10 protein-coding genes are annotated in these 11742 nt (G+C 38.1%); 8 read left to right on the top strand and 2 right to left on the bottom strand.

Annotated elements, in window-relative coordinates; all coding sequences use genetic code 11:
- Nucleotides 1–117 precede the first annotated feature (117 nt).
- From Q0Y84_RS02625 to Q0Y84_RS02595, 7 genes are all read left to right on the top strand, one after another.
- Nucleotides 118–1740 carry a peptide ABC transporter substrate-binding protein gene (locus tag Q0Y84_RS02625; RefSeq protein ID WP_297950605.1) on the top strand — a complete coding sequence of 541 codons (1623 nt, stop codon included), beginning with the start codon at nucleotides 118–120 and terminating at the stop codon, nucleotides 1738–1740.
- Nucleotides 1741–1931: 191 nt separating this feature from the next.
- Entirely contained in the window at nucleotides 1932–3557 is a 1626-nt protein-coding gene (locus Q0Y84_RS02620) for a peptide ABC transporter substrate-binding protein (protein ID WP_297950604.1), read from the top strand.
- Nucleotides 3558–3729: 172 nt separating this feature from the next.
- Nucleotides 3730–4872, top strand: a complete 1143-nt coding sequence (locus tag Q0Y84_RS02615) for an IMP dehydrogenase (protein ID WP_297950603.1) — start codon at nucleotides 3730–3732, stop codon at nucleotides 4870–4872.
- Nucleotides 4873–5039: 167 nt separating this feature from the next.
- Nucleotides 5040–5969: an oligopeptide ABC transporter permease gene (opp3b, locus tag Q0Y84_RS02610; RefSeq protein ID WP_005718454.1), complete on the top strand. Its 930-nt coding sequence runs from the start codon at nucleotides 5040–5042 to the stop codon at nucleotides 5967–5969.
- 8 nt (nucleotides 5970–5977) lie between these two features.
- On the top strand, nucleotides 5978–7009 hold the full coding sequence (locus tag Q0Y84_RS02605) for an ABC transporter permease (protein ID WP_297950602.1): 1032 nt from the start codon (nucleotides 5978–5980) through the stop codon (nucleotides 7007–7009).
- Nucleotides 7010–7024: 15 nt separating this feature from the next.
- Nucleotides 7025–8083 (top strand): ABC transporter ATP-binding protein, encoded by a 1059-nt coding sequence (locus tag Q0Y84_RS02600; RefSeq protein ID WP_297950601.1) that lies wholly within the window; start codon nucleotides 7025–7027, stop codon nucleotides 8081–8083.
- A gap of 20 nt (nucleotides 8084–8103) precedes the next feature.
- Nucleotides 8104–9048, top strand: a complete 945-nt coding sequence (locus Q0Y84_RS02595; protein WP_297950600.1) for an ATP-binding cassette domain-containing protein — start codon at nucleotides 8104–8106, stop codon at nucleotides 9046–9048.
- A gap of 98 nt (nucleotides 9049–9146) precedes the next feature.
- Here Q0Y84_RS02595 and Q0Y84_RS02590 read toward each other — a convergent pair whose 3' ends face one another.
- Both Q0Y84_RS02590 and Q0Y84_RS02585 read right to left on the bottom strand, forming a co-directional pair.
- Nucleotides 9147–10463 (bottom strand): C1 family peptidase, encoded by a 1317-nt coding sequence (locus tag Q0Y84_RS02590; RefSeq protein ID WP_297950599.1) that lies wholly within the window; start codon nucleotides 10461–10463, stop codon nucleotides 9147–9149.
- Between the two features lie 142 nt (nucleotides 10464–10605).
- On the bottom strand, nucleotides 10606–11031 hold the full coding sequence (locus tag Q0Y84_RS02585; RefSeq protein ID WP_297950598.1) for an Hsp20/alpha crystallin family protein: 426 nt from the start codon (nucleotides 11029–11031) through the stop codon (nucleotides 10606–10608).
- A gap of 241 nt (nucleotides 11032–11272) precedes the next feature.
- Here Q0Y84_RS02585 and greA point away from each other — a divergent pair, with 241 nt between their 5' ends.
- Complete coding sequence (gene greA / locus Q0Y84_RS02580) at nucleotides 11273–11734, top strand: transcription elongation factor GreA (protein ID WP_297950597.1); 462 nt, start codon at nucleotides 11273–11275, stop codon at nucleotides 11732–11734.
- Nucleotides 11735–11742 lie beyond the last annotated feature (8 nt).

The following is an 11742-nucleotide window of genomic DNA, read 5'->3' as shown; positions in this document are numbered from 1 at the left end:
TTGAATAAATTAAAAATAATATTAAAAAAATATTGCAAAATAAAAATGATTTAGCTATACTTATAAACAACTTAAAGAGTTCTATTATTTTTCTCATAAATGAGAGGAGCAATGTGTATGAAGTTTACCAAGTTATTCGCCGCAGGAGCAACCGTTTTAATTGCTGGTTCAACTTTAGCAGCGTGTGGTAGTAATTCTAATTCGTCGAGTGGCTCATCGGCCAAGAAAACAATTAATTGGATGGATGCTGCTGAAATTCCAACGATGGATATTTCTAAGGCAATTGATGCTACTAGTTTTAATCAATTAGGAAATGTTGAAGAAGGACTTTACCGTTTAGGTAAAAATTCTAAAGTTGAAAATGCTTTAGCAACAGATACTAAAGTCTCAAAAGATGGTAAGACTTGGACTTTTACTTTGCGTGATTCTAAGTGGTCCAATGGTGATAAGTTGACCGCTAAAGATTTCGTTTACTCATGGCGTAGAACAGTTAACCCTAAGACTGCTTCACAATATGCTTACCTTTTTGAAGGTATTCATAACGCTACTCAAATTTCTGCTGGTAAAGCGCCAGTTAATAGTTTGGGAGTAAAAGCTGAAGGCGACAACAAATTAGTCGTTACTTTGGACAAACGAATTCCTTACTTCAAGTTGTTGATGGGGTTCCCATTGTTCTTCCCACAAAATCAAAAGGTGGTTGAAGCTAATGGCTCTAAGTATGGTACTTCATCAAAAACTACCGCCTTTAACGGACCATTTGTTCAAAAAGGATGGACTGGATCTAACCTTTCTTGGAAACTGGTTAAAAACAAGAATTACTGGGACAAGAAGAATGTAAAACTTGATGCGATTAACTACAGCGTGCAAAAGACACCATCAACTGCATATAACTTGTATCAATCAAATAAGCTTGATGCTACTGTTTTAGATTCACAACAAACTAAGAACTTAAAACATCAAAAGGGTTACACTTTGCGTGATACTGCAGCAACCTTCTACTTGCAATTTAACCAAAAGAAGAAGATTTTCCAAAATGCTAACTTGCGTAGAGCCATCTCAATGTCAATCAATAGAAAGGCACTGGGAAGTGCTTTAGGTGGTGCTAATACCCCAGCAACCAGTTTAACTTCAAAGGGTGTAGTTAACCATGATGGTAAGGACTGGTCAGAAGTTGTTGGCGATAAGAAGAATGCCACATATAACCCAACTGAGGCTAAGAAACTTTACAAGAAGGCTTTGAAGGAATTAGGCGTTAAGAACGTTTCATTTACAATTTTGTCTGACGATACAGACTCTGGTCAAAAGACTACAGAGACACTTCAAAGTCAATTGGAAGAAAACTTGAAGGGCATGAAGGTTTCAGTAGCTAATGTACCATTTAAGACTCGTTTGAATCGCTCAACTAGTGGTAACTTCGACGTTGTTGTAACTGGTTGGTCAGCTGACTTTGCCGATCCAATTTCATTCGTTGACTTATTCACTAGCAAGAATGCGCAAAATAACGGTAAGTGGAGCAATGCACAATACGATAAGTTGATTGCTGATTCTAAGACTACAGCAGATACAACTAAGCGTTGGAACGATTTGGAAAAAGCAGAAAAGATTTTGCTTAGCGATGAAGGAATTGCCCCACTTTACTACAAGACTGAAGCTTGGTTAGTTCGTCCAGACATTAAGGGTATTGTTTACAACGGTGCTGGCTTGAACTACAACTTCAAGAATGCTTATGTAGCAAATTAATTAAAAAATCGGGAGGACATAGGAATGATTATTATTTCAGCAATTATTATTTTACAGACAAGACATAAGAATAATCTCTCTTTACTTGCGATTGCGTAATAATAGTCTAACTATGATTTGATAAATATATAGATAGAAGGAGCAACTGCGTAGGAGTTGCTCCTTTTTTGTAACTAGAATTGAGGATAAAAATGAAAAAGTGGAAAAAGTATTTAAGTGCAAGTTTATTAACAGCTGTATCGGCCGCAACTTTGGCAGCCTGTTCAAAGAGTTCTTCTTCTGGAACTAAGCAAACATTAAATTGGATGACCAAGTCAGAATTGCAGACATTAGATCTGTCTAAAGTAACTGATGCAACTAGTTTAGACCAAATCAATAATTCGATGGAAGGTCTTTATCGCTTAGGTAAAAATTCTAAGGTTGAGAATGCCTTGGCAACCAGGACTGAAGTTTCAAAAGATGGTAAAGTATGGCATTTTACTTTGAGAAAGAATGCTAAATGGTCTAACGGTGATCCAGTTACTGCTAAAGATTTCGTCTATTCATGGCGTAGAACCGTTGATCCGAAGACTGCTTCACAATATGCTTATCTTTTCTCAGGTGTAAAAAATGCAGATGATGTTGTGGCAGGAAAGAAGAAGGTTGAATCACTTGGTGTTAAAGCAGATGATAACCAACATTTAACCGTTACTTTAGATAGAAGAATTCCGTACTTTAAGTTATTGATGGGCTTCGGAGTTTTCTTCCCACAAAATGAACACGCTGTTGAAAAATATGGTAAAAACTATGGTACTTCATCTAAAACAATGGTTTATAACGGACCATTTGTATCAAAAGGTTGGACCGGCTCAAACTTAGCTTGGAAACTAGTTAAAAATAAAGATTACTGGGACAAGAGCAAGGTAAAATTAAGTAAGATTAATTACAGCGTGCAAAAGACACCATCAACTGACTACAACTTGTATCAAGCTGGAAAATTAGATGCGGCATTATTGGCACCACAAGCCACTAAACAATTAAAGAATCAAGCAGGTTACACAATCAGACCAGCTTCATCAACTCAATATTTACAATTAAATGAGAAAAATAAGCTTTTCCAAAATACTGACTTCCGCCGTGCATTATCATTGTCAGTCAATCGTAAGGCTTTAGCTTCAGCTGTAGGTGGTGCCAACAAGCCAGTAACCACTTTTTCACCAAATAGTATGACTGAAGTTAATGGCAAAGATTACACTAATTTGGTTAAGACTGCTGAAACTGATAAGTTGATGACTTATAACCCAACTTTAGCCAAGAGTTACTGGAAGAAAGCACAGAAAGCTTTAGGCAAGAGCAAAGTCAACTTTACCTTGTTAACTTATGACGATGATGATGCTAAAAAAGCTGGCGAATACTTGCAAAGTACTATCGAATCAAACTTGAAGGGTGTTAATGTCAGAGTAAATAATTTGCCAAAGAAGACAGTACTGGTTCGTGGTCAAAATGGTAATTTCGATGCTCTGCTCATGGGCTGGCAAGCTGACTTTACTGACCCAATCTCATTCCTTGATTTGAATACTTCAAACGCTTCATATAATTGGGGCAAGTGGGCTAATAAAGAATATGATAAGTACGTTGCTGCTTCAAAGACAACAGCTAACGAAAATGCTCGTTTTGAAGATTTAGCTAAGGCTGAACGTGTATTATTAACAGAACAAGGTGTAGTACCACTTTACCAACCAGCAGAAGCCTGGATGATTCGCCCAACAGTAAAAGACGTTGTCTACAATGGTGCTGGTGCAAACTATAACTTCAAATATGCTTATGTAGAAAAGTAGACTAGAATCCTAAATATCTAAATAATAAAACTTATAACAATAAACAACTCCTCTATGTAATTAAAAAGTAGACCGAAAAATCGGCCTGCTTTTTGATTTTTGCTTGAAAAAAGCAAGTTGGGCTAGTAAAGTAAAACTAATAATTTTTTGAATAAGAAAAGGAGAGCTCCAAATGTCAAATTGGGATACAAAATTCGCTAAAAAAGGTTTAACTTTTGATGATGTTTTATTAATTCCAGCAGAAAGTCATGTTTTGCCAAATGAAGTTGATTTGAGTACGACTTTGGCAGACAACATTAAATTAAATATTCCATTGATCAGTGCAGGAATGGATACTGTTACTGAGGGTGCAATGGCAATTGCAATGGCTCTCCAAGGTGGGCTAGGCGTTGTACATAAGAATATGTCAATTCAAGCTCAGGCTGGTGAAGTAGCCAACGTAAAGAGCGTAGTTGTGCCAACTAGTGCTGTAAAGGCCGCAACTGATGATCAAAAACATCTGCTCTGTGCTGCTGCAGTTGGTGTAACCAGTGATACTTTTGAAAGAGCAGAAGCATTGCTTGAAGCTGGTGCTGATGCGATCGTTATCGATACTGCTCATGGTCACTCAGCTGGGGTATTGCGCAAGATCAAAGAAATTCGTGATCATTTTCCAGAAGCAACTTTGATTGCTGGTAACGTTGCGACTGGGGATGCAACTAGAGCCTTGTTTGATGCTGGTGTTGATGTGGTTAAAGTTGGTATTGGACCTGGTTCAATTTGTACTACTAGAGTTGTAGCAGGTGTCGGCGTTCCACAAATTACTGCAATTTATGATGCTGCTACAGCTGCACGTGAATACCATAAACCAATTATTGCCGATGGTGGGATTAAATATTCAGGTGATGTTGTTAAAGCTTTGGCTGCTGGCGGTAACGCTGTAATGTTAGGTTCAATGTTATCAGGAACTACTGAAGCACCTGGTGATATTTTTGAAGAGAATGGCAAGAAATATAAGCGCTATCGCGGCATGGGTTCTGTTGGGGCAATGGCTCAAGCTCATGGCTCAAGTGACCGTTACTTCCAAGGCGGCGTTAATGAGGCTAATAAGTTAGTTCCAGAGGGTGTTGAAGCACGCGTAGAATACAAGGGCGACGTTTCTGACGTTGTCTTTCAAATTGATGGTGGTCTTCGTTCAGGCATGGGCTACTGTGGTGCTGCTAATATCCCTGAATTGATTGAAAAAGCTCAATTTGTTCAAATTACGAATGCAGGTTTACGTGAATCACATCCACATGATGTGCAAATGACTAAGGCTGCACCAAACTATAAGTAAAGCAAAATAAATATAATAAAGTTAAAAATAAGAGAGAAGTCAAAAATTCTCTCTTATTTTTTTAATTTTTTGAACATTTTCACTAGATATATTTATTTCTTTTGGTATAATTAAAACAACATTAAAAAGTAAATAAAAGCATAAAATAAAATGAGGGAGCAATTAATATGGCTAGATACCTATTAAAACGTATATTTTATATGATCCTCACTTTGCTTATTGTAGCTACGGTAACATTTTTTTTAATGAAATTGATGCCCGGCTCACCTTATGCTAATGAAGCAAAGATGACGTTAACTCAACGGCAAATTATGGATCAACAGTATGGTTTAAATAAACCTATCTGGCAACAATATTTGATTTATATTGCGGGGATGCTTCATGGTGATTTTGGGACATCCTTCCAATATAGTAACCAACCGGTAGCTTCATTAATTGGGGCGCGTTTGGGCGCGTCAGTACAATTAGGTTTACAAGCATTAATTTTGGGAGTTGTCCTTGGTGTAATCGCTGGGGCAATTGCTGCTATGAGACAGGGTACTTGGGTTGACTCAACCGCGACTGTAATTTCTATTTTAGGTAAATCCGTTCCTAACTTTGTTTTAGCAGTGCTTTTGCAATACTATATTGGTTTAAAGTTGGGGTGGTTCCCAATTGCTGGTTGGGGACAATTTTCTCAAACGATTATGCCAACGATTGCTTTGGCAGTTGGACCATTTGCGGAAACAGCCCGGTTTATCCGAACCAGTATGGTTGATACCTTAAGTAGTGACTATATTGAGTTAGGTAAGGCTAAGGGATTGAGCAGAATGGAAGTCATTAGAAAACATGCAATGCGTAATTCAATGATTCCGTTGGTAACTTTAATTGGTCCTTATGCTGTAGCCTTAATGACTGGTTCAATGGTTATTGAAAATATCTTTAACGTTCCTGGGATTGGTGAACAATTTGTTAAGTCAATTTTGACTAACGACTATCCAACAATCATGGGGATTACGATGGTTTACTGTATTGGATTAGTAGTAATTCTGTTGATTACTGATATTGTTTATGGATTAATTGATCCAAGAATTAGATTAGATGAAAGCGAGGCCTAGAAGACAATATGACTGAAGAAAAATTAAACCTTCCTGCAGATGCCTTTGACCCCTTACCAAAAGATGAAGCACAGGATAATGAAAACATTGCTGGTCCATCTTTATCATTTGCACAAAATGTTTGGCTTCGCTTCAAACAAAGAAAAGCTGCGGTTATTTCTGCAATTATCGTTATTTTGATGATTGTAGTAGCTTTTGGCTCAACGCCATTCATCAACAAGTCTACTTTAGTTAAATCGCATCCGCAATATGCCAACTTGCCTGCTAAAGTGCCAGGAATGGGTGCAATCAACGGCTTGAACGGTAAGATTAAGCAAAATGGCAAGTGGGTTGATGCTTATGCCCAAAATGGCGTACCTAAAGATAAGTATTTTATTGCAGGTACTGATTATTTAGGTAGATCTTTAGGACAAAGAATTATCTATGGTACAAAAATTTCATTGATTGTTGCTTTAGTTGCAGCTTTCTTTGACTTAACTATCGGGGTCGCGTACGGAATAGTGTCCGGATGGAAAGGCGGGGGAGTCGATAACGTGATGCAGCGGATTATCGAAATCATCTCCTCCGTTCCTAACTTAGTTATTGTTGTTTTAATGTTGGTTGTTTTAAAGCCAGGTATTGGTTCAATTATCATTGCCATTGCCATTTCTAGTTGGACAACAATGGCGCGGCAGGTCCGGGCTGAGACCTTGAGTTTGAAGAATGAAGAATATGTTTTAGCAGCTAGATCACTTGGTGAATCATCATGGAAGATTGCTTGGAAACACTTAGTGCCTAACCTTTCAAGTATCATCATTATTCAGACGATGTACACCATTCCAACGGCTATCTTCTTTGAAGCGTTCTTAAGTTTCATTGGTATTGGTATTTCAGCTCCAGAGACTTCACTTGGTGTGCTTTTGAATGAAGGACAAAAGAACTTCCAATTCTTGCCATATCAGATGTGGTACCCGGCAATCGTATTATGTATCTTAATGATCGCCTTTAACTTATTAGGTGATGGCTTACGTGATGCCTTTGACCCACGGGGACAAAGATAGAAAGGATTAACCTAAATGCCAGAAGAAAGAATTTTAGATGTTAAAAATTTAAAAATTGATTTCCACACTTATGCTGGTGAGGTTAAAGCCATTCGTAATGTCTCCTTTCACTTGAATAAGGGTGAAACCTTAGCGATTGTAGGGGAATCAGGCTCAGGTAAATCGGTTACTACTAGAAGTATTATCGGTTTGTTAGCGCGCAATGCTCAAATTGAAGGCGGTGAAATTAATTTCCATGGCAAAAATTTGCTAGAGTTACCTGAAAAAGAAATGCAAAAAATTCGTGGAAATGAAATTTCAATGATTTTCCAAGACCCAATGACCTCACTTGATCCGACAATGAAGATTGGCCAACAGATTGCGGAGCCTCTGATTAAGCATAAGGGTGCTTCTAAGAAAGAAGCTTGGGCTAAAGCTTTAGAAATGATGAAGGCTGTTGGTATTCCAAATGCAGAAGAGCGAATCAATCAATATCCACACCAATTTTCAGGTGGGATGAGACAAAGAATTGTAATTGCAATTGCTTTGATTTGTGAACCTGAGATTTTGCTGGCTGATGAACCAACTACTGCCTTAGACGTAACTGTCCAAGCTGAAATTTTGGATCTAATGAAAGACTTGCAAAAGCGGGTTAAAACCTCAATTATTTTTATTACTCACGACTTAGGTGTTGTAGCAGGTATGGCAGACCGGGTGGCTGTAATGTACGCTGGTGAATTCTTAGAATTCGGTGGTGTTGATGAAATTTTTTATGACCCGCAACATCCATATACTTGGGGGTTGATTAATTCAATGCCTACTTTGAATAGCGATATCTTGGAATCAATTCCAGGTACACCACCTAACTTGCTTGATCCGCCAAAGGGTGATCCGTTTGCGCCGAGAAATAAATATGCCATGAGGATTGATGTGGAACGAAAGCCGCCATTCTTTAAGGTAACTGATACTCACTATGCCGCAACTTGGCTTTTGGCACCGGGTGCGCCTAAGGTTGATCCACCAGCAGAAATTGTGCGCCGCTGGAAGAAATATGATTTGATGAAACAAGAAGATAAGCTACCAAAAATTAAGTAGTCGCAGTAAAGGAGAAATTTATGCCAGAAAAAAAGAAAATTTTGGAAGTAAAACATCTAAAACAATACTTTAAAAATGGCCGTAATGTCACCAAAGCTGTTGACGATGTAAGCTTTGATATTTATGAAGGCGAAACTTTTGGTTTAGTAGGTGAATCAGGTTCGGGTAAAACTACGACAGGACGGTCGATTTTGCAATTGTATAAGCCTACTAGTGGTGAGGTGCTATTTGAAGGTAAGGATGTGGCTGGCTTAAAGAGTCGCACAGATAAGCTTGCCTTTACGCGGGATGCACAAATGATTTTCCAAGATCCTTATGCTTCACTTAATCCTAGAATGACTGTGGAAGATATTATTGCGGAAGGATTAGACATTCACCATTTGGTTAAGGACAAGGCCGAAAGAACTGAGCGGGTAGAAAAACTGCTAGAAACTGTTGGTTTGAATGCGAGCCATGCCAGCCGATTTCCACATGAATTCTCAGGTGGACAAAGACAAAGAATTGGGATTGCTCGTGCTTTAGCGGTGGAACCTAAGTTTATCGTGGCTGACGAACCTATTTCAGCTTTAGACGTTTCGATTCAGGCTCAAGTAGTTAACCTAATGATTGAGTTACAGAAAAAGCGTGGCTTAACATACTTGTTTATTGCTCACGACTTATCAATGGTTAAATTTATTTCTGATCGAATTGGAGTTATGCACTACGGCAAATTGCTTGAAGTAGGACCAGCTGATGATGTTTATGATCGGCCGCTTCATGATTATACTAAGAGTTTGATTTCCGCTGTGCCAATTCCTGATCCAGAAATTGAGCGTACTCGTAAACGAATCCCTTATGATGCGCAAAAAGAAGAAATGGACGGCAAGCCTCGTAGCATGCACGAAATTCGTCCAGGTCACTTCGTACGCTGCTCTGACGATGAAGTCAAGCATTACGAAGAAGTAGCAGCAAGCTACGAAAATTAGATGCTAAATCTAACGCAACTCTCTCTATTATTAATATTATATTTATGTTAAAAAAGGCGATCTGACATAGATCGCCTTTTTGATATGATCATTTTTCGTTAAGCCAATGAATCCCATGCAGGAAGATCAGTGATTGGACCTTCAGCAAGTTCTTTTTGCTTGTCAGTTAAGTACTTCTTGTGAACAACAACTTCGTAAACGTAGTCCTTGAACCATTCGTTGTTCATGACGTAGAAGCCCTTTGAACCTGACTTGTCGCCCCAGGAATTTTCAACTTTCCATTGACGAACATCACCGTTGTCTTCGTCAACCCCAACTAAAGTCATAGCGTGTGATACTTCGCCGACACCGGTTCTTAATCTGTCAGCCTTTGACATCTTAAGGTCAACGCCAAATAAGTCGTCTAACTTGTACAAATTAGTATCGAGGTAACCAGTCTTACGGTCCATTTGACGAAGTACATCATTACCAAACCAAACCGCTTCGTCGTCTTTTAATTGAGCGATAGCAGCACTGGATAAGTATTCCATTGGTACGTTCAAAAGCTTGATTCTCAGTGAACCTTCAATGTTGTCTTCAGCTGGTAAACCATAAAGCTTGTTATAGTCATGGTCTGGAGCGTTAGTTAAAACAACATAGTCATCAAAATCAACATCGCCCATGTACTTATGCAAGAACTCAAGTGGGGTAAGGTTCTTTTCCAAGTGATATTTCTTATCATCATCACGATATTCAAGATCGAAAGTCTTAGGTGGTTCACCTACTGCAATAGCGGTCATTTGGTAAACTTCACTTAGAAACTTTTCGCGAGTCTTTTTAATTTCATCTTCTTTGCCGTATTGCTTCAAGTGGCGTAATACTAAAGCATCCTTCTTTAACTTATCGCCTAAAGCAGTCGCAAAGCCAGTAGTGTCGTTAGTGTTAAAAGTTTCTGGCATAGCATATGAAGGAACAACACCATATTTTTCAACTAAGGCAGCAGCCATTTGGAATTGACCACCATCACTACCTGCAAAGTCTAAGTCAGTCTTAACTTGACGTGAATCAAGTGGCATATCAGCACTGTCTAAGATTCTGTTGTAGAACATGTTGGCACGTTCAATCTTATCCCAGAAAAAGTTGTAAGCTTGTGAGAAAGTGAAATCTTTAGTCTTGTATTTTTTACCAAAAGCATGACGTAAAACGTTCAAAGTTGCGAACAACCAGCAACGACCTGAATGCTTTTGATTAGTAACGTTGTTGGTGTCAAGTTCGGTTGAGAATACTCTGGTTAATTGTCCTTGAACACGGTCGTTATAAGATGCTTCAAGCACACCACTGCGTTGAGCCGCACGAGCAACGACTTTATTTTCAGGTTTTTTATTAAATTCGGCAGAGAACTTTTCTAGTTCTTGCACAGTTAATTCATGAGCCATAAAAAATCTCCTTTTTAATTTTATAATTTTTTTCTAAATTAACTCTATTTTAAAGCAAAATAAAAGCGGGTTCAATTAGAACTCGCTTGTAGAGAATTATTAATCCGTTAACTTATTAGACTTCTTGCATAAACCTAATAAATTAATCAATTTTGATAGAATTGCCATCATCGCCGGCAGTTTCCTTAGGCAAAGTGATGGTCAATACACCATTATCATACTTTGCATGGATCTCACTTGCAACTACATTTGGTAATCTGTAGCTTCTAGAGATGCTACCTTCGCTTCTTTCCTTGTGAATGACATTTCTGTTTTTGTCGCTAGTGTCCTTGAATGATTTTCTGGTGCCACTAACATTTAAAGTGCCATCCTTGTAGTTAATATTGATATCATGCTTATCCATTCCTGGCATATCAATCTTAACCATGTAATCCTTGTCTGTTTCTGCAACATCAGATTGCATAATGTTTTCAATTTCATTGTCATCAAAGAAGTTTCTTGGAAAACCAAACCAATCATTCATTGCATCCATCATATCATTGCGCCGATTCATTATATCGTTTGCCATAAATAAAACTTCCTTTCATTTTTGAGTTTGCTTATTTAGAATATAAAGAAAAGACCAACTCGTTGCTTGATCTCTTTATTCCTTACATTGATTATTGTAGTCGCTTTTTAGAAAAATGGCAGAAATTAGCACTCAAAAATGTATAGTGCTAATTTTGCTTTAAAAATCTTACTATTTAGCCATTTTTATACGATGGATAATTATTATGTATAGAAAATGAAAGGAAAGTTTGTGAAATAAAATGGTATATTTTCAAAAAATGACGCCAGAAGGTTATCGACAAATTGAAGATGAAATTGCTAAGTTAAAGAAAGATCGGCCACGTAGGATTAAGATTTTGCAGGCTGCACGTGCTTTAGGCGATCTATCAGAAAATACTGAGTATACAGAAGCTAAACGTGATCTGGGTCATTTACAAAGTCGTCTGCGTTATTTAGGTAAGCAGTTAAAGTATGCAGAAATCGTTGAGACTAAAGACGATGGTAAAGTAAATTTGGGTAAGACGGTCGTTTTGAAATTTGATGACGATGATGAGACTGAAGAATATAAGGTAGTAGGCCGGATGGAAGCTGACCTTGCGGCGGGAAAGGTTTCATTTGATTCACCGTTAGGACAAGCAATTATGAAAAAAGAAGCTGGTACTACTGTTACCGTTGCGGCACCAGCAGGTGAATATCAAGTAACGATTGTGGAAGTAAAGTAGCCGCAAAG

This window comes from uncultured Lactobacillus sp. (genome assembly GCF_947367125.1).
In the GTDB taxonomy this organism is placed as follows: Bacteria; Bacillota; Bacilli; order Lactobacillales; family Lactobacillaceae; genus Lactobacillus.
Note: the sequence above shows the minus strand (reverse complement) of the source record. Positions and strands in the feature narration are given on the sequence as shown.

Coding starts and splice junctions, on each gene's coding strand:
- Q0Y84_RS02625 (WP_297950605.1), top strand. CDS start 118: ATGAAGTTTACCAAGTTATTCGCCGCAGGAGCAACCGTTTTAATTGCT.
- Q0Y84_RS02620 (WP_297950604.1), top strand. CDS start 1,932: ATGAAAAAGTGGAAAAAGTATTTAAGTGCAAGTTTATTAACAGCTGTA.
- Q0Y84_RS02615 (WP_297950603.1), top strand. CDS start 3,730: ATGTCAAATTGGGATACAAAATTCGCTAAAAAAGGTTTAACTTTTGAT.
- opp3b (WP_005718454.1), top strand. CDS start 5,040: ATGGCTAGATACCTATTAAAACGTATATTTTATATGATCCTCACTTTG.
- Q0Y84_RS02605 (WP_297950602.1), top strand. CDS start 5,978: ATGACTGAAGAAAAATTAAACCTTCCTGCAGATGCCTTTGACCCCTTA.
- Q0Y84_RS02600 (WP_297950601.1), top strand. CDS start 7,025: ATGCCAGAAGAAAGAATTTTAGATGTTAAAAATTTAAAAATTGATTTC.
- Q0Y84_RS02595 (WP_297950600.1), top strand. CDS start 8,104: ATGCCAGAAAAAAAGAAAATTTTGGAAGTAAAACATCTAAAACAATAC.
- Q0Y84_RS02590 (WP_297950599.1), bottom strand. CDS start 10,463: ATGGCTCATGAATTAACTGTGCAAGAACTAGAAAAGTTCTCTGCCGAA.
- Q0Y84_RS02585 (WP_297950598.1), bottom strand. CDS start 11,031: ATGGCAAACGATATAATGAATCGGCGCAATGATATGATGGATGCAATG.
- greA (WP_297950597.1), top strand. CDS start 11,273: ATGGTATATTTTCAAAAAATGACGCCAGAAGGTTATCGACAAATTGAA.